At 54.2% G+C, this 17612-nt stretch carries 23 protein-coding genes; 3 read left to right on the top strand and 20 right to left on the bottom strand.

Annotation, left to right across the window (positions count from 1 at the left end; all coding sequences use genetic code 11):
• Nucleotides 1-64 precede the first annotated feature (64 nt).
• The 3 genes from DBR37_RS09965 to petA are packed head-to-tail and all read right to left on the bottom strand — an operon-like array spanning nucleotide 65 to nucleotide 2863.
• Entirely contained in the window at nucleotides 65-829 is a 765-nt protein-coding gene (locus tag DBR37_RS09965) for a cytochrome c1 (protein ID WP_124574325.1), read from the bottom strand.
• 19 nt (nucleotides 830-848) lie between these two features.
• A complete protein-coding gene (locus tag DBR37_RS09960) occupies nucleotides 849-2255 on the bottom strand; it encodes a cytochrome bc complex cytochrome b subunit (protein ID WP_199739103.1) in 1407 nt (468 codons plus the stop codon).
• On the bottom strand, nucleotides 2255-2863 hold the full coding sequence (gene petA / locus DBR37_RS09955; RefSeq protein WP_124574323.1) for a ubiquinol-cytochrome c reductase iron-sulfur subunit: 609 nt from the start codon (nucleotides 2861-2863) through the stop codon (nucleotides 2255-2257). Before petA ends, DBR37_RS09960 begins: the two co-directional genes overlap by 1 nt.
• Nucleotides 2864-3139: 276 nt before the next feature.
• On the opposite strand from petA, the gene mscL reads away from it, so the two are divergent.
• Nucleotides 3140-3559, top strand: coding sequence for a large conductance mechanosensitive channel protein MscL (gene mscL / locus DBR37_RS09950; RefSeq protein ID WP_124574322.1), 420 nt, complete (start codon nucleotides 3140-3142; stop codon nucleotides 3557-3559).
• 51 nt (nucleotides 3560-3610) lie between these two features.
• Here the strand turns inward: mscL and DBR37_RS09945 are convergent, their stop codons facing one another.
• Nucleotides 3611-4318 (bottom strand): response regulator transcription factor, encoded by a 708-nt coding sequence (locus DBR37_RS09945; protein WP_233588338.1) that lies wholly within the window; start codon nucleotides 4316-4318, stop codon nucleotides 3611-3613.
• 151 nt (nucleotides 4319-4469) lie between these two features.
• Nucleotides 4470-5237 (bottom strand): Nif3-like dinuclear metal center hexameric protein, encoded by a 768-nt coding sequence (locus DBR37_RS09940; RefSeq protein ID WP_124574320.1) that lies wholly within the window; start codon nucleotides 5235-5237, stop codon nucleotides 4470-4472.
• Between the two features lie 14 nt (nucleotides 5238-5251).
• On the opposite strand from DBR37_RS09940, the gene DBR37_RS09935 reads away from it, so the two are divergent.
• Nucleotides 5252-6424, top strand: coding sequence for a Do family serine endopeptidase (locus DBR37_RS09935; RefSeq protein ID WP_124574319.1), 1173 nt, complete (start codon nucleotides 5252-5254; stop codon nucleotides 6422-6424).
• A 17-nt stretch (nucleotides 6425-6441) separates the two neighbouring features.
• On the top strand, nucleotides 6442-7104 hold the full coding sequence (locus DBR37_RS09930) for a DUF2461 domain-containing protein (RefSeq protein ID WP_124574318.1): 663 nt from the start codon (nucleotides 6442-6444) through the stop codon (nucleotides 7102-7104).
• A gap of 38 nt (nucleotides 7105-7142) precedes the next feature.
• Here DBR37_RS09930 and tatC read toward each other — a convergent pair whose 3' ends face one another.
• The 15 genes from tatC to DBR37_RS09855 form a co-directional block, all read right to left on the bottom strand.
• Nucleotides 7143-7907 (bottom strand): twin-arginine translocase subunit TatC, encoded by a 765-nt coding sequence (gene tatC / locus DBR37_RS09925; protein WP_199739095.1) that lies wholly within the window; start codon nucleotides 7905-7907, stop codon nucleotides 7143-7145.
• A 79-nt stretch (nucleotides 7908-7986) separates the two neighbouring features.
• Entirely contained in the window at nucleotides 7987-8496 is a 510-nt protein-coding gene (gene tatB / locus DBR37_RS09920) for a Sec-independent protein translocase protein TatB (protein WP_124574316.1), read from the bottom strand.
• A 69-nt stretch (nucleotides 8497-8565) separates the two neighbouring features.
• Entirely contained in the window at nucleotides 8566-8796 is a 231-nt protein-coding gene (gene tatA / locus DBR37_RS09915; protein ID WP_076593136.1) for a Sec-independent protein translocase subunit TatA, read from the bottom strand.
• Between the two features lie 48 nt (nucleotides 8797-8844).
• Complete coding sequence (locus DBR37_RS09910; RefSeq protein ID WP_124574315.1) at nucleotides 8845-9219, bottom strand: histidine triad nucleotide-binding protein; 375 nt, start codon at nucleotides 9217-9219, stop codon at nucleotides 8845-8847.
• Between the two features lie 54 nt (nucleotides 9220-9273).
• Nucleotides 9274-9615 carry a phosphoribosyl-ATP diphosphatase gene (locus DBR37_RS09905; RefSeq protein ID WP_124574314.1) on the bottom strand — a complete coding sequence of 114 codons (342 nt, stop codon included), beginning with the start codon at nucleotides 9613-9615 and terminating at the stop codon, nucleotides 9274-9276.
• A 12-nt stretch (nucleotides 9616-9627) separates the two neighbouring features.
• The gene (hisI, locus tag DBR37_RS09900) at nucleotides 9628-10032 is read right to left on the bottom strand and encodes a phosphoribosyl-AMP cyclohydrolase (RefSeq protein ID WP_124574313.1); all 405 of its coding nucleotides are present in this window, start codon (nucleotides 10030-10032) and stop codon (nucleotides 9628-9630) included.
• The gene (gene hisF, locus DBR37_RS09895; protein ID WP_124574312.1) at nucleotides 10029-10793 is read right to left on the bottom strand and encodes an imidazole glycerol phosphate synthase subunit HisF; all 765 of its coding nucleotides are present in this window, start codon (nucleotides 10791-10793) and stop codon (nucleotides 10029-10031) included. The genes hisI and hisF overlap by 4 nt, the downstream gene beginning before the upstream one ends.
• Nucleotides 10790-11575 carry a 1-(5-phosphoribosyl)-5-[(5-phosphoribosylamino)methylideneamino]imidazole-4-carboxamide isomerase gene (gene hisA, locus DBR37_RS09890; RefSeq protein WP_124574311.1) on the bottom strand — a complete coding sequence of 262 codons (786 nt, stop codon included), beginning with the start codon at nucleotides 11573-11575 and terminating at the stop codon, nucleotides 10790-10792. Before hisA ends, hisF begins: the two co-directional genes overlap by 4 nt.
• A 56-nt stretch (nucleotides 11576-11631) precedes the next feature.
• On the bottom strand, nucleotides 11632-12270 hold the full coding sequence (gene hisH / locus DBR37_RS09885) for an imidazole glycerol phosphate synthase subunit HisH (RefSeq protein ID WP_124574310.1): 639 nt from the start codon (nucleotides 12268-12270) through the stop codon (nucleotides 11632-11634).
• A gap of 54 nt (nucleotides 12271-12324) precedes the next feature.
• Nucleotides 12325-12921, bottom strand: coding sequence for an imidazoleglycerol-phosphate dehydratase HisB (gene hisB, locus DBR37_RS09880; RefSeq protein WP_012081129.1), 597 nt, complete (start codon nucleotides 12919-12921; stop codon nucleotides 12325-12327).
• A gap of 243 nt (nucleotides 12922-13164) precedes the next feature.
• Nucleotides 13165-13986 (bottom strand): site-specific DNA-methyltransferase, encoded by an 822-nt coding sequence (locus DBR37_RS09875; RefSeq protein WP_124574309.1) that lies wholly within the window; start codon nucleotides 13984-13986, stop codon nucleotides 13165-13167.
• Between the two features lie 19 nt (nucleotides 13987-14005).
• On the bottom strand, nucleotides 14006-15319 hold the full coding sequence (gene hisD, locus DBR37_RS09870) for a histidinol dehydrogenase (protein WP_124574638.1): 1314 nt from the start codon (nucleotides 15317-15319) through the stop codon (nucleotides 14006-14008).
• A gap of 44 nt (nucleotides 15320-15363) precedes the next feature.
• A complete protein-coding gene (gene hisG / locus DBR37_RS09865) occupies nucleotides 15364-16026 on the bottom strand; it encodes an ATP phosphoribosyltransferase (protein WP_124574308.1) in 663 nt (220 codons plus the stop codon).
• A complete protein-coding gene (gene murA, locus DBR37_RS09860) occupies nucleotides 16026-17276 on the bottom strand; it encodes a UDP-N-acetylglucosamine 1-carboxyvinyltransferase (RefSeq protein ID WP_124574307.1) in 1251 nt (416 codons plus the stop codon). The genes hisG and murA overlap by 1 nt, the downstream gene beginning before the upstream one ends.
• Before the next feature lie 63 nt (nucleotides 17277-17339).
• Nucleotides 17340-17576 carry a BolA family protein gene (locus DBR37_RS09855; protein WP_124574306.1) on the bottom strand — a complete coding sequence of 79 codons (237 nt, stop codon included), beginning with the start codon at nucleotides 17574-17576 and terminating at the stop codon, nucleotides 17340-17342.
• Nucleotides 17577-17612 lie beyond the last annotated feature (36 nt).

The following is a 17612-nucleotide window of genomic DNA, read 5'->3' as shown; positions in this document are numbered from 1 at the left end:
ACAAAAGGGTGAGACGTTTTACGGCTCACCCTAAAACAAACCCCGCACACTGCGGGCAAGAAAATTACTTGATATCTTTCCAATAGGAAGCATTCAAGCGCCAGGTGATTACGATGAATACACCCAGGAACAGCAATACCCAAACGCCTAGGCGTTTACGGGTATTTTGCGCCGGTTCGGCCATCCAGGTCATGAATGACACCAAATCGGCAACAGCTTTGTCGTACTCCAGCGGGGTCAGAAGACCAGGAGTAACTTGTTCAAAGCCAGCAAACTTGTGCACGACCTTGCTAGCGTCATGCGGATCTTTTTCGTCAACAAACTTGGCATCGCGGATGCCTTGCAACTCCCACAACACGTGCGGCATGCCGACGTTAGGGAAGACCATATTGTTCCAGCCGGTCGCCCGGGTGTCGTCCTTGTAGTACGAACGCAGGTAAGTATACAACCAGTCGGGACCACTACCCGCGCCGGATGCTTTGGCTCGGGCGATGACAGACAAGTCTGGCGGCACAGAACCAAACCAGTCTTTCGCATCTTTCGGCGCCATCGCGATGGTCATCATGCCGCCGACCTTGTCCGAAGTGAACAGCAGGTTGTTCTTGATCTGCTCTTCGGTCAGGCCGAGATCTTGCAACTTGTTGTAGCGCAGCGATGAAGCAGCGTGGCAGCTCAGGCAGTAGTTCACGAACAGGCGCGCACCATTTTGCAGGGATGCCAGGTCTTTGGTACGGTCAGGCGCATGGTCCAGCGGGAAATTACTTTCTGCCGCCAGTACCAGGCCTGGCAACAGCACCAGTGACGCAATCAGTTTTTTCAGCAATGTCATGATTCTGTTATCCCTTGGCTTAGTGCGGATGGAAAACAACACGATCCGGTACAGGCTTGAAGGTACCCATGGAACTCCACCAAGGCATCAGGAGGAAGAAGCCGAAGTAGATGAAGGTACCTACCTGTGCGATTGCAGTACCGACTGCGGTCGGCGGCTGCACACCCAGATAACCGAGAACGACAAAAACGAAACAAAACAGCATGTACACGTATTTGTGCCAGCTAGGACGATAGCGTATCGATTTGACCGGCGACACGTCCAGCCATGGCAGGCCAAACATGATCATGACGGACACACCCATCAACACTACACCCCAGAATTTCGCATCAAAAACGAACATGCCGGCGATAGCTGCCAGACCGATCACTGCAGCAGCGATCTTGAACTTGCTGGCAAGGCGGGTCTTCAGGATGATCAGCGCGACATAAGCCGCAACACCCGCTGCCAGCCAGATCATGAAATCCGAAGTGGTTGCACGCAGAATCGAATAGAACGGCGTGAAGTACCAGACCGGCGCAATGTGCGGCGGTGTTTTCAGCGGATCAGCCGGAATGAAGTTGTTGTACTCGAGGAAGTAGCCACCCATTTCCGGCGCGAAGAACACCACTGCGGTGAACACGAACAGGAAGATGGTCACGATGAAAATATCGTGTACCGAGTAGTAAGGATGGAAAGGAATGCCGTCCAGCGGGACGCCTTTTTCATCGACTTTTTCCTTGATTTCAACACCGTCCGGATTGCTCGAGCCCACTTCGTGCAACGCAACGATATGCGCGACGACCAGGCCGATCAGAACCAGCGGAATCGCAATGACGTGGAATGCAAAGAAGCGGTTCAGGGTTGCATCGGAAACCACATAATCGCCACGGATCCACAACGACAGATCAGGGCCGATGAATGGAATCGCGCCGAACAGATTCACGATAACTTGTGCGCCCCAGTACGACATCTGGCCCCATGGCAGCAGGTAGCCAAAGAAGGCTTCCGCCATCAGACACAGGAAAATCGCAACGCCGAACAACCAGACCAGTTCACGCGGTTTGCGATACGAACCGTACAGCAGGCCACGCAGCATATGGATGTAGACCACGACGAAGAATGCCGAAGCGCCGGTCGAGTGCATATAACGCACCAGCCAGCCCCAAGGCACATCGCGCATGATGTACTCCACCGAAGCAAACGCCAGGTTTGCGTCCGGTTTGTAATGCATGACGAGGAAAATGCCGGTCACGATCTGGATCACCAGCACCAGCAGTGCGAGCGAGCCAAAAACGTAGAGGAAGTTGAAATTCTTTGGAGCGTAGTATTCGGAGAGATGTGCCTTCCAGGTCGATGACAGCGGGAAACGGGCGTCAACCCAGTTCAGTGCCTTGTCAGCGATAGGTGCATCGGCAGGGAGCTGCTTTTCGTGGAATGCCATGATTACGCCTCGCCTTTCTCATCTTTACCGATGACCAGTTTGGTGTCGCCCTCGAACATATACGGCGGGACCTGCAGGTTGTCTGGCGAAGGCTTGTTTTTATAAACCCGACCGGCCAGATCGAAAGTGGAACCATGGCATGGGCACAGGAAACCGCCGTGCCAGTCATCCGGTAACGATGGCTGTGCACCGGTCTGGAATTTGGCGGTCGGGGAGCAACCCAGGTGAGGACAGATACCGACCACGACCAACAGGTCTTTTTGTCGGGAACGCCATTCATTCATGGCGTATTCCGGGGTGGTAGAGAATTGAGTACGGGAAGAAGCAGGATCGGCAAGTTCATTATCCGACTTGCCCAGAGCAGCGACCTGCTCCGGTGTGCGCTTCAGAATCCAGACTGGATTGCCGCGCCATTCGACGGTTTTCATCTCGCCTGGAACGAGGCTAGAAATATCGACTTCGACAGGCGCACCAGCGGCTTTTGCGCGCTCCGATGGCTGAAACGTAGAGACTAATACTCCAGTTGTGGCTAAGCCAGCTACGCCACCCGCCGCACATGTGGCGACGAGCAAGCCTCGCCGACCGGAATCGACCTGCTTTTCGTTACTCATACCAACCCCAATCAGTCAAAATGCGAAATCTGTACGAAACTTCTAGCAACCTTAGATTATAACGGAGCCAACGTTTGTTTTAAAGCAAATAGCATGCTTCAAGATAATTTTGCGGAACTTTTGAGCAATACGGCAACATGTAATTATTTTATTTGGGACGCATTATCCATCGAAATTGACAAAATTTGAGGAAATTTAATTTGACGTTTTTTGCGCCTATAACTAGGATACGTTGGCGCATTGCATTTTTACAAACAAGTTAAACGGAGGATTGCCATGGGCATGATGCAGGAATTCAAGGAATTTGCGGTCAAGGGGAATGTGGTCGATTTAGCGGTCGCCGTCATTATTGGCGCGGCTTTCGGCAAGATCGTCGATTCGCTGGTGCAGGATGTCATCATGCCGGTAGTCGGCAAGGTCTTCGGCGGTCTGGACTTCAGCAATTACTATATTGCACTGAACAACCAGGACCCGCATCTGACCCTGATCGAGGCAAAAAAACTGGGCGCAGTCCTCGCCTACGGCAATTTCATCACAATTGCGCTTAACTTCATCATACTTGCCTTCATCATTTTCCAAATGGTCCGTCTGCTGAACAAACTGAAAAGAACCGGACCAGCCGCTCCGGAACCGGAAGCAGCAACACCGGAAGACATCGTGCTCTTGCGTGAAATTCGCGATTCGCTGAAAAAATAAACAAAAAGGCCGCCCATCAGGCGGCCTTTTTTATTTGCAACTACGTATTCCTTAGCGCTTGGACTTCAACTGATCCATCTGAAGCAAGCCGCGGCGATTCGCTTCATACACGGCCTCACCGCGCGAGTGTACGGATAACTTATCGTAGATGTTTTTGATATGCGTCTGTATGGTACCGACCGACAAAGACAGCTGTCGCGCCACTTCACCATAGCTATCGCCACGCGCAATCAAATCCAGAATAGTCGATTCGCGCTTGGTCAGCGCCACTTGTTCCGCCGCCTCCTCGGCCGCGGCTGCATCAACCGATCGCTTACCGTAACGTATGCGCCCCAATACCTTGCGCGCAATCGAAGGACTCATAGGCGAACCACCAGCATGCAAGTCCAGCAAGGCACTAACGATATCGAGACGATCAGCATCTTTCAGCACATAACCGGAAGCGCCGGCTTCTATGCTGTCGAGCACATTATCCTGATCACTGGACGTCGTGATGACCATGATGTTGCAGGCAGGATGGCGATGCGCACAATAACGGATGACGTCGATACCGGAACCATCCGGCAAACCCAGGTCGACCAGCAAGAGTTCCACCGACTGCTGTTCCAGCCAGTCCAACGCGGATTTGACATCGCTGAGCGCCGCCAGCAACTTCAGCGACGGCGCCTTCTCAATTGCAAGACCCAAGGTGCGGCGCGTAAGCGCATCATCCTCGACGACTAAGACTGTAATCGGCCCATCGGCTACCGGTTCCTGCATTGATCCGTACTCCTCTCCGTGCCCGACACGCGAACAAAAACGCGCCTGTATTTTTTGCCAATATTTGTAGTTATACCATAGTAGCAAATTGCCATGCAGCATGATTACGCATGACATGCATATATGTCTGCATGCAAATTCTGAAAATGCATCAGACGGGATTATCGATATCGATGAAATGATGCTCGATACCAAAGGTGCGCGCGATGTGTGCACCCAAAGCCTGCACGCCATAGCGTTCGGTCGCATGATGTCCGCACGCAAGGTAGGCGACGCCACTTTCGCGCGCCAGGTGCACGGTAGGCTCAGAAATTTCGCCGCTCAGATAAACTTGCGCACCGGCGGCAATCGCATCGCCGAGGAAGCCTTGCGCCGCGCCGGTACACCAGCCTATCGCGCCCAGCTTTTGCGCCGGATCACCGATCAGCAAAGGTTTGCGTTGCAAGCGCTTTTCGATTTCCAGCGCGAGCTCGCCGACTGTCGTTACAGCAGGATTCGTGCTCTTGCCCAACCAGCCCAGATCATCTTCCGCAAAACGTGATTCGGCTTGCAGCCCGAGACGTGCCGCCAGTTGCGCGTTATTGCCGAACTCTGCATGCATATCCAGCGGCAGGTGATAGGCAAATAAATTCACATCATGTGTCAGCAAAGTTTTCAGGCGTTGATGCTTTTGCCCGATCACGCGCATGTCTTCGCCACGCCAGAAATAACCGTGATGCACGAGAATGGCATCCGCATCTTTTTCCACTGCCGCTTGCAGCAAGGCCATGCTGGCGGTGACACCACTAACCAATGTTTTGATTTGTTTGCGCCCTTCGACTTGCAAGCCGTTTGGGCAAAAATCTCGAAAACGGGTAATATCAAGCGTTCTCGCTAGATATTTGGCTAATTCATCCCTATCTATCGTTCCCTGACCCATTTTTCCTACCTTTTATGCGACGTCTTTGGCTGTTGTTTGCACAAACCGTAACCGTCGGTTTGGCAATTTTATTCATTGTAACGACCTTGAAGCCTGAATGGGCGAGCGGCGTACTGGGCGGCGCGCAAAAGGTGCGCAGCTCGACCTCGGTTTCCATGCTGGAAGCACCGCCCAATACGGCGCCGACGCAAGGCTCATTCCGCGATGCAGCCAAACTTGCGATGCCGTCAGTCGTGAATATCTTCACCAGCAAAACCGCCACCCCATCACAAAATCCGTTCATGGACGATCCGTTTTTCCGGAAGTTCTTCGGTGACCGCTTCGATGAGCAACAGGAAAAACAAGTCAGCCTCGGCTCCGGCGTCATTGTCAGCGCTGAAGGCTACATCCTCACCAATAACCACGTAGTCGAAGCCGCGGATGAAATTGAAGTGGCACTGACAGACGGCCGCAAAGCAATTGCGAAGGTAGTCGGCTCCGATCCGGAAACCGATCTGGCCGTGATTAAAATCAATCTCGACAACCTGCCTGCGATCACCCTGGGCCGGGTTGAGGAAGCACGCGTCGGCGACGTCGTGCTGGCGATCGGCAATCCGTTCGGCGTCGGCCAGACCGTGACCATGGGCATCATCTCCGCTCTGGGGCGTAACCACCTCGGCATCCTGGACGCATTCGAAAACTTCATCCAGACCGATGCTGCGATCAATCCGGGCAACTCCGGCGGTGCATTGATCGATGCCAACGGTAACCTGCTGGGTATCAACACGGCTATCTATTCACGCAGCGGCGGCTCGCTGGGCATCGGTTTCGCGATTCCGGTGACAACCGTCAAATCCGTGATGGATGGCATTATCAAAAACGGTCACGTGGTGCGCGGCTATATCGGCGTTGAGCCACAGGACATCACACCTGAACTGGCCGAGAGCTTCGGCCTGAAGAAAAGCACCGGCGCCATCATTGCCGGCGTATTGAAAGGCGGCCCGGCAGATAAGGCCGGCATGCAGCCTGGCGACATCCTGGTATCGGTAGAAGGCAAAAACATCACCGATATGGCCGACATGCTGAACCAGATCGCACAACTCTCGCCAGGCACCAAAGCCAAGGTAGTGGTATTGCGCCGCAACCAGGAAACCAATTTGAATATCACGGTCGGCAAACGACCGAGAGCAGCACAACGCTCCGAGTAACAACAGGCAAGACGACCATGCATATACGCGATCTCACCCAATTTCTGGCCGAGCTGTCCGAGAACAATAATCGTGCATGGTTCGTCATGAACAAACCGCGCTACGACATCCTGCGCGCAGAGTTCCTGGAACTGGTAACGCAGTTAATTACAGACCTCAGCAAGTTCGATCCTGCGGTTGCTGGCTGTAATCCGAAGAAAGCGCTGTTTCGCATTAACCGCGACATGCGCTTTTCCAAAGAAAAAATCCCGTACAAAACGCATTTTTCCGCAGCGATCAATGCCAGCGGCCTGAAAAGACCGCATCAGGGTGGCGGCCCGACCTACTACTTCCATATCAACGAAACCGGCACCTTGCTGATCGCAGCCGGTGAATGGATGCCGCCACCGGACCGCCTGCGCGCGATCCGCCAGCACGTGATTAACGATGCAGCCGGTTTCACCAAACTGCTGAAGAACAAGAAGTTGAAAGAGACTTACGGTGAGTTACAGGAAGAAGGCAAACTGAGCCGCCCACCTAAGGGCTTTGACGCCGATGTACCGCATCTGGAATACATCAAGCTGAAGAACTTCATCGTCTGGCATGAAGTCGAGGTCAGGAAAGTAGCAGATCTGGGGAAAATGCTGGCATCTGACTTCAAGGATGCTTACCCACTGATTACCTGGCTACGCCAGGCTTAAGGCATCACATCAGGCGCAGGCTGAGTGCCTGCGCGGAATTACATCGATTCAAATTCTTTTGGTGCCTGCGTAATTTTTACGAACAGCGGCGCCAGCAACAAACCCACCTCGTACAGCAAGCACAGTGGCACCGCCAGCAGCAACTGGCTCATGACGTCCGGCGGCGTAACGATGGCCGCAATTACAAACGCGCCTACGATCACATACGGACGGATTTGCTTGAGCTTCTCGACAGTAACCAGGCCCATACGCACCAGCACAATAACGATCACCGGCACCTCGAAGGTCAGGCCGAACGCGATGAACATGGTCATGACAAAGCCGAAGTAGCTATCGATATCCGGCGCAACCGAAATCGATTTAGGCGCGAAGTTATTGATGAAGTGGAAAATCACGCCGAATACAAAGAAGTAACAGAACGCCACACCGACCACAAACAGCGCCGATGACGAGATGACTAATGGTGCGATCAGTTTCTTTTCATGCGCATACAGGCCAGGTGCGATGAACGCCCACAATTGGTACAAGACCCACGGCAGCGACAGCAGGAAGGCGACCAGCATGGTTACCTTGACCGGGATCAGGAACGGCGTGATGACGCCTGTTGCAATCATCTTGCTGCCTTCCGGCAGCGCCAGCATCATAGGACGGGCCAGCACATCGTAAATATCGCCGGCCCATGGCATCAGACACAGGAAAATCACGATCACCACGAGCGAAGCCTTCATCAGCCTGCTGCGCAGTTCGATCAGATGCGAAATGAATGAGTCTTCGGTACCAGTCATTTTCTTTTCTTCATTCATTATGGCGCGACGGCATTCATCTCAGGTATCCGGGGAGGCATCAAAACCGCTGCACTCAGTTGCGCATTTGGCCCGGTCATTAATGAAAGAAAGGCGATGATTTACGGGCATGCGCAGGCGTATGCTTCGCCATGCGGGCTGCGCCGGAAATAACGCGCGATTTTTGGCCGCTTTGACGCTTGTACCAGGACGGGATCGCCGAGGTATGCGCGAGTTTCTTTTTACGGAAAGTTTTGGATTTGGCCGCGGTCTCGTCGTAGGTCGGCGGCTCCATCAACGGATTGAGCTCCATATCAGCCGACGCCACGTCGTCCCATGCCGAGTTGAGGGAGCTTTCGGCATGCGACACGCCCTGCGTAATCGAACGTTCGACATCGCTGGCAGCAGACTGCACCTCCTGGTGCATCTTGCGCAACTCGTCGAGCTCCATCTCGCGGCTCACTTCAGATTTGACGTCATTGATATAGCGCTGCGCACGGCCGAACAAAGTACCGGCCATGCGCGCCACTTTCGGCAATTTTTCCGGGCCGATGAAAACCAGTGCCGCAACACCAATGATCGCGAGCTTGGAGAAGGCGATATCGATCATATGATTAGCGATAGGCTGTACATAGTGCGAGCAAGCTCAGGCCGGATGGCCGCCTTGCCCGCAAGATGATCAGCTGTTCGACTTTTCTTTCACTTCAACATCGACGGTGCCTTTGTCAGCAACCTGCGATGGCGCAGCGTTCTGGGCAGCAGGTTTGTCGTCTTCGCCCTTCATGCCGTCTTTAAAACCTTTGACTGCCTTGCCGACGTCCGAACCCATATTGCCGAGTTTCTTGGTGCCGAATACCAGCATCACGATGACCAGTACAATCAACCAGTGCCAGATGCTAAATGAACCCATCATTTTCTCCTTGTTAAGCGTCGCCGCCCTAATTCTAGAATTATTGTTTTAAGCCAGTGATCTGCGCCACGGACGCGGTCCGCCTATCACGTGCATATGCAGATGGTACACCTCTTGCCCACCATCCGGCCCGGTATTGAACAGCGTTTTAAAACCACCCGTACCCGGGCCATTACCATCTGCCTGGTAACCAACGCCCTGCTCTTGCGCCAGCTTCGGCGCGAGCAAAGATATTTTACCCAACAACGCAGCGTCCTCAGCCGTGCAATCAGCCAGGGTCGCCACATGTTTTTTTGGAACGATCAGGAAATGGACTGGCGCAGCAGGATTGATATCGTTGAATGCGAGCAGATCGTCATCTTCATAAATAATCTGCGCGGGAATTTGTTTCGCGGCAATTTTACAAAAAATACAATTATCCAAATGAAACTCCATCGTGGTTGGTTCTCAACGCCAGCGTATCAGATGTGGTGATAATTAGTCTGCTTTGCGCGCAGCTTTTTCTTCAATTCCGGAAATGCCCTCGCGCCGCGCCAATTCATTCAGCACATCCTGCGGGGTCAAATCGAATTGCGCCAGCAAGACCGCAGAGTGGAACCACAGGTCGGCACACTCGTACAGCACCTTGGATTTATCGGCACTGACGCGCGCATCCTTGGCTGCCATCACGAGCTCAGTCGCTTCTTCGCCGATTTTTTTCAAAATCGCGTCGTCGCCCTTCTTGAACAACCGCGCCACATACGATTTCTCAGGATCGCCGCCATTCGCCGGTTTACGTGATTCAATCACAGCCGCCAGGCGCTTCAGGGTTTCACTCATGCGACTCTGCCTTTATTTGTAAATCGTTTCCGGATTCTTCAACACAGGCTCGACCGTTTCCCAGTCGCCGTCCTTGGCGCCACCCTCAAACTTCTGGAAGAAGCAGGAATGACGTCCGGTATGGCAGGCGATCGCGCCGACTTGCTCAACCTTGAGCAAGACCACGTCTTCATCGCAATCGAGTCGTACTTCGTGCACTTTTTGCGTATGACCGGACTCTTCGCCCTTGTGCCATAGTTTTTTGCGCGAGCGGCTCCAGTAGATCGCTTCGCCCGACTCGATGGTCTTGGCCAGCGCATCACGGTTCATCCACGCAAACATCAGCACATCATTGGTGCCGACTTCCTGTGCGATGACCGGCACCAGGCCGTGCTCATCCCACTTCACTTTATTCAGCCATTTTGCATTGCTGCTCATACCAACCTCATTGGAATACCTTGATCTGACATGAAACGCTTGGCTTCCTGCACCGTATGCTGGCCATAGTGGAAGATGCTGGCCGCCAGTACCGCATCGGCACGGCCGACTTTGACGCCATCGGCCAGATCCTGCAAACCACCGACACCGCCGGATGCGATCACCGGGATGCTGATTGCATCCGAGACCGCACGCGTCAGGTCCAGATCGAAACCTATCTTGGTACCGTCTCTATCCATGCTGGTCAGCAGGATTTCACCGGCACCCAGACTTTGCATTTTCTTCGCCCACTCGACTGCATCCAGCCCGGTCGCCTTGCGACCACCGTGTGTATATACTTCCCAGCGACCATCGGATGCCTTCTTCGCATCAATGGCCACAACTATGCATTGCGAGCCGTACTTCTGCGACGCATCGAAGACCAGTTGCGGGTTGCTGATGGCCGAGCTGTTGATACCAACCTTGTCCGCACCGGCATTGAGCAAACGGCGCACATCGTCCACCGCGCGCACACCACCGCCTACCGTCAATGGAATAAATACTTGTGAAGCGACCGACTCGATAATGTCGAGAATCAGGTCACGACCATCCGAAGTCGCGGTGATGTCGAGAAACGTAATTTCGTCTGCACCCTGCTCGTCATAACGGCGCGCGATTTCTATCGGGTCGCCGGCATCGCGCAACTCGAGAAAATTAACACCCTTCACAACGCGACCGGCGGTCACATCAAGACAGGGAATAATGCGTTTTGCCAGTGTCATGCGTCCGCTTCCGGTGCTTCGTCCGTCAATTCATCCGCTCTGTCCTGCGCCGAGCGCAAGTCCAGCGTACCTTCGTAAATCGAGCGGCCGCAAATCACGCCTTCGATACCTTCATCCTGTACCGCGCACAGTGCTTCCACATCCTTGATGTTGTGCACGCCGCCGGATGCGATCACCGGGATCGTCATGCTTTGCGCCAGCTTGACCGTTGCCTCGATATTCACGCCGCCCATCATGCCGTCGCGGCCGATGTCGGTGTAAATGATGGATTCACAGCCGTAATCTTCGAATTTCTTCGCCAGGTCGATCACTTCGTGACCGCTCAGCTTGCTCCAGCCATCGGTTGCGACTTTGCCGTCCTTGGCGTCCAGACCAACGATGATCTGCCCCGGGAAGGCGCTACAAGCGTCGTGCAGGAATCCTGGGTTCTTGACCGCAGCTGTGCCAATAATGATGTAGCTCAGGCCGTCATCCAGATAGCGCTCTATCGTATCGAGATCGCGAATCCCGCCGCCCAGTTGCACCGGGATTTCTTCGATGCCGTTTTGCTCAGCGTATTCACGCACTGCCTGCAAAATCGATTTGACGGCCGACTCATTCTTCGGCTTGCCGGCAAACGCGCCGTTCAAATCAACCAGATGCAGTCGGCGCGCACCTTGCAGTAACCAGTGACGCGCCATTTCGGCAGGGTCTTCGGAAAATACAGTGGCCTGGTCCATATCGCCTTGTTTCAGGCGAACGCAGTGACCGTCTTTGAGATCGATGGCAGGTATTAGCAGCATGGATACGATTGGAGTGTGAGGTTGTAAGTAGAAAAGAAAGCGATAAAGAATAAGGCTTACGGATTCCAGTGAACAAAGTTCTTGTATAGCTGCAGTCCGGCCGTAGCGCTTTTCTCCGGATGGAACTGCGTCGCAAAGATGTTATCGCGTGCAATCGCGCTGCAGAACGGCGCGCCGTAGGGTGTTTCACCTACCATATGGGCGAGATCAGCCGGGACCGCGTAATAACTATGCACGAAATAGAAGTAGCTGTCGTCAGCAATCTCGTTCCACAGCGGGTGTGACTGCGCCTGACGCACACGGTTCCAGCCCATTTGCGGGACTTTAAAGCGCGAACCGTCTTCCTGCAATTGCTGGTCGAGGCGGAATTTGATGACCTTGCCGGGGAACAAGCCGAGGCCGGCCGTATCGCCTTCTTCGCTCCAGTCGAACATCAGTTGCTCGCCGACACAGACGCCGAATAAAGGCTTGTTACGCGCGGCATTGAGCAGGGCTTCCTGCAAACCGGATTCCTGCAGGGAACGCATGCAATCCGGGATCGCACCCTGCCCCGGCAAGACCAGACGGTCCGCCGTATGGATATCATTTAGCTCACCCGAAATGCGAACATCCGCTTCCGGAGCCACTTTACGCAAAGCCTGGGCGACCGAGCGCAGGTTGCCCACGCCGTAATCCACTACAACAATTTTGTTCATACCGGTTGATTCAGATTTCAGTGTATTGAAATTCTCTTGCAGGCCGCGAGCAGCTTACAGGCTGCCTTTGGTCGATGGAATCGTACCAACGGAACGCGGATCCAGTTCTGCTGCCATGCGCAATGCACGGCCGAAGGCCTTGAATACGGTTTCGCACTGATGGTGGGCATTCGCACCACGCAAATTGTCGATATGCAAAGATACCAGCGCGTGATTAACAAAGCCCTGGAAGAATTCATGTGTCAGATCGACATCAAACGTGCCTATCATCGAACGGGTAAACGGGACATGGAATTCCAGTCCCGGACGACCCGAGAAGTCGATGACGACGCGCGACAATGCTTCATCCAGCGGCACATAGGAGTGACCGTAACGACGGATGCCTTTTTTGTCGCCTATCGCTTTGGCAAAAGCCTGGCCCAGTGTGATGCCGACGTCTTCCACCGTATGGTGGGCATCGATATGCAGATCACCTTTGGCTTCGATATCCAGATCGATCAGGCCGTGACGGGCGATCTGATCCAGCATATGGTCAAGGAAAGGCACGCCGGTATTCAGTTTTTGCTGACCGGTACCATCGATATTGATCGCAACGCGGATTTGCGTCTCGTTGGTATTGCGCGTGATTTCTGCAGTGCGTGGCGTAGACATATTCAATTAACAACCAGTTATGACGAAGAGAGTGATGCTCGTACAGCATCGAGATTTAAATCACTTTGCCACTTCAGAGGCAAAGCCTGGCCAAGTTTATGGCAATACATCCATTTTACCCATATTTTCAATGAGGACTTTAGCTTCGGGCACCTGAATCACCAGATACACGCCTTTTTAGCCCGGGAATCGAAGAAATCCGTACAAAAGCAGGAATGCTTGCCAATTCCACATCGAAATTAATCAGATTTCTTCCGAAGCCGATTTTTGCTCGTGCCCGCTTGCAACCGGACTTGCCGCGTCTTCCTGCGGCGTCAGCAACCGCAGACGCTTTTCTATCATTTCGCAATATTCGGCATTCAGCTCAAAACCAACGAAATGGCGCCCGCAGCGTTTGGCCGCTGCTGCCGTGGTGCCACTGCCCATAAAAGGATCCAGCACCACACCGCCCGGCGGACACGATGCCTTCAACATGCGTTCGATCACTTCCAGCGGCTTCTGGGTTGGATGGTCGGCCCGCTCGCGATGCTCTTTGTGCAAGCGCGACACGCTCCAGACATCTTTCGGGTTGTAGCCCATCTCCAGCCATTTGGCGCCGACGAAAATAGAACGCGAACGTGCTTTCTTGGTTTCCGCGTCGTAAGGAATACGCACCGCGTCCAGATCAAAATAGTAATCCCTGGCTTTGGCAAAGAAACCGATGGTGTCATGCACCGATGAAAACTTGCGGGTACCGCCGCCCATGGAGGGCACACGCCGGTCCCAGATAATTTCATTGAGCATCGTCATGCGCTTCTTCAGCATGACGAATACTTCCGGCGAATAACGCCAGGTCAGAAAAATATACAGGCAGCCATTCGACTTGAGCTTGGGCAATGCGGCATCTATCCACTGCTCCATCCAGTGCAGGTAAGCATCGGCATCCAGCTTGTCGGAATCGTTGCCGTAGTCCTTGCCCAGCCCATACGGCGGATCGGCAATGATCAGGTCAATCGCGCCATCAGGTATCCGCGCCAGCCCAGCCAGCGCATCTTCACAGAATATGCGATCACGCCAATCCGTCATGACTGAGCCTGGAACAATCTCATTTCAGGCGATATTCTGCAGAACGGGCATGGGCTTGCAAACCTTCGCCGTACGCCAGTTCAGCGGCAACCTTGCCAAGCGTCTGCGCCCCGCCCTGGCTGACCTGCAGCATGCTGGAACGCTTCTGGAAGTCATACACACCCAGCGGCGAAGAGAAACGCGCCGTACGCGAAGTCGGCAGCACGTGGTTAGGACCGGCGCAATAATCACCCAGCGACTCGGAAGAAAAGCGACCGAGGAACATCGCGCCGGCGTGGCGAATTTTGTCCGCCCATTGCTGCGGATTCTCGGTTGAGATTTCCAGGTGTTCGGCTGCAATCATATTGGCGATCTCGCACGCTTCATCCATATCACGCACTTTGATCATCGCACCGCGATTAGTCAGCGAAGTAGTGATCACTTCCTTGCGCGGCATGTCTGCCAATTGACGGTTGATACTTGCCGCCACCGCATCCAGATAAGCCGCGTCCGGGCAGATCAGGATGGATTGCGCCAGTTCGTCATGCTCGGCTTGTGAGAACAAGTCCATCGCGATCCAGTCCGGATCGGTCGTACCGTCGCATACCACCAGGATTTCCGACGGGCCCGCGATCATATCGATACCCACGGTACCGAACACGCGACGCTTGGCGGCAGCAACATAGGCGTTGCCCGGCCCCACGATCTTGTCTACCTGCGGGATAGTCGCCGTGCCATATGCCAGCGCGGCCACAGCTTGTGCACCGCCGATGGTGAATACACGGTCCACACCGGACATCGCAGCAGCAGCCAGTACCAGCTCATTCTTCACGCCGTTCGGGGTCGGCACCACCATGATGACTTCCTGCACACCTGCAACCTTGGCAGGAATCGCATTCATCAATACCGATGATGGATACGCTGCTTTACCGCCCGGCACATAAATGCCGACGCGATCCAGCGGTGTTACTTTTTGCCCGAGGATGGTGCCATCCGCTTCGGTGTAGCTGAAGCCGCTGGAACCGATCTCGGCTTTTTGCCGTTCGTGATACACGCGCACACGATCCGCTGCGGTCTGCAAGGCAGCACGGCGTACCGGCGACAATTGCGCCAGCGCTGCTTGCAATGCATCGCTGCTGATTTCCAGCGCCTGCATGCTGCCAGCTTCGACATGGTCGAACTGTTTGGTGTATTCAAGTACCGCGACATCGCCGCGCTTCTTCACATCCTCCAGGATGCGCTGCACGGACCGATCAATCGCTTCATCTTCACTGGCCTCGAAAGCCAGTACATCCGCAAGCTGCTGCTTGAAGTCGGGATGGGTGGAATCAAATTTGCGTATCTGTATGGACATCATTTTCCTCAATCAGGCCATGTAGGAATGAAATACTGCCGACATCAAGACTGACGTTTCGACGCTTGTTCAAACGCTTCCAATATCGGTTGCAGGCGCTCACGTTTCAGCTTCAGCGCTGCCTTGTTGACGACCAGGCGCGATGAGATGTCCATGATGCGTTCCACTTCAACCAGATGATTGGCGCGCAGGGTGCTACCGGTGCTGACCAGATCGACGATGGCGTCAGCCAGGCCTACCAAGGGGCCCAGTTCCATCGAACCATATAGCTTGATCAGATCTACGTGCACGCCTTTGGCAGCAAAGTGTTCACGTGCAGTCTGTACATACTTGGTCACGACACGCAGGCGTGCACCTTGTTGCACAGCGCTTTCGTAATCGAAGCCATCCTTGACTGCGACCGACATGCGGCAATTCGCTATGTTCAGATCGATAGGCTGGTACAGGCCTTCGCCGCCATGCTCGAGCAAAACATCTTTACCCGCCACGCCAAAGTCGGCAGCGCCGTATTGCACATAGGTCGGCACATCGGATGCGCGCACGATGATCACGCGCACATTCGCATCATTGGTTTGCAGGATCAGCTTGCGCGAAGTTTCCGGATCTTCGGTGACCTTGATGCCGGCAGCTTCCAGCAGCGGCAGGGTTTCTTCGAAAATGCGGCCTTTGGAAAGCGCCAGCGTCAGTTGTTGGGTCTCTTGCGTCATTATTTCACTCGCTGTATGTCTGCGCCGACGGCGGACAGTTTGACTTCCATACGATCGTAACCGCGATCCAGGTGGTAAATGCGATCTATCAGTGTTTCACCTTCTGCTGCCAGTGCTGCAATGACCAGCGAAGCTGAAGCGCGCAAATCAGTTGCCATGACCGGTGCGCCGACCAGTTTATCCACGCCATTGATGATCGCGGTATGGCCTTCGATGGTAATCGCAGCGCCGAGGCGGTTCATTTCCTGCACGTGCATGAAGCGATTTTCGAAAATTGTTTCGATTACACGGCTGCTGCCTTCAGCGACACAGTTCATCGCCATGAATTGCGCCTGCATGTCGGTCGGAAAACCCGGGTATTCGGTAGTACGGAAACTGACGGCTTTCGGACGCGAAGCCATTTGGACACGTATCCAGTCGTCACCAGACGTCAGGATCGCGCCTGCTTCACGCAGTTTGTCGAAAGCCACATCCAGCGTGTCTGTACGGACATTACGCAAGGTGACATCGCCACCGACAGTCGCCACCGCGCACATAAAGGTCGCGGTCTCGATACGATCCGCGATCACCGCATGGCTGGCACCGTGCAGACTCTCAACACCCTGAATCACCAGGCGATCAGTGCCTATGCCCTCGATCTTCGCACCCATCGCCACCAGCAGATTGGCCAGGTCGGTCACTTCCGGTTCGCGTGCCGCGTTTTCGAGTATGGTTTCGCCTTCTGCCAGCGTCGCTGCCATCAGCAGGTTTTCGGTACCGGTGACGGTAATCATATCGGTCACGATACGCGTACCTTTGAGCTTCTTGGCTTTGGCATGAATGTAACCGGCCTCTATCGTGACCTCGGCACCCATCGCCTGCAAACCCTTGATATGCTGGTCTACCGGGCGCGAACCGATCGCGCAACCGCCGGGCAAGGAGACCCGGGCTTCGCCGAAGCGTGCCAGCAAAGGTCCCAGCACCAGGATGGATGCACGCATGGTTTTCACCATTTCGTACGGCGCTTCCAGCTTATCGATGGCGCTGCCATTGAGAGTGACTTTGTCGCCGTCCTGCTCTGCCTGCAAACCCATCTGGCGCAGCAGGCGCAAGATGGTCGTTACGTCCTGCAGATTAGGCACATTGCTCAGTTGCACCGTATCGGCTGTCAGCAAGCCCGCGCACAAGATAGGCAGCGCTGCATTCTTTGCACCGGAAACAGTGATCTCGCCGGAGAGACGATTCCCGCCCCGAATTAAAAGCTTATCCATTTAAAAGTTTATCCATTTCATAGCTAGCCCAATCAAAGTTGGGCCGTTCAAATATAGCGTTGCTTACTTCTGGAACTCTTCAGGCGTCAGTGTCTTCATCGACAAGGCATGGATTTCTTCACGCATGCGATCGCCCAATGCTGCATACACTATTTGATGACGCTGGATCAGGCGCTTGCCTGCAAATGCTTCCGACACAATCACTGCTTCGAAATGCGCGCCATCGCCGCTGACTTCCAGGTGCGAACAATTCAAGCCTGCTGCGATATAACTTTTAACTAATTCTGGTGTGGGCAACATGATTCTGCCTTTATCTAATATGGTGATGATGGGATG

It is taken from the genome of Herminiimonas sp. KBW02 (genome assembly GCF_003852535.1).
Lineage (GTDB): Bacteria > Pseudomonadota > Gammaproteobacteria > Burkholderiales > Burkholderiaceae_D > Oxalicibacterium.
The sequence above is the reverse complement of the archived record's forward strand: the minus strand, read 5'-3'. Positions and strand labels throughout refer to the sequence as shown.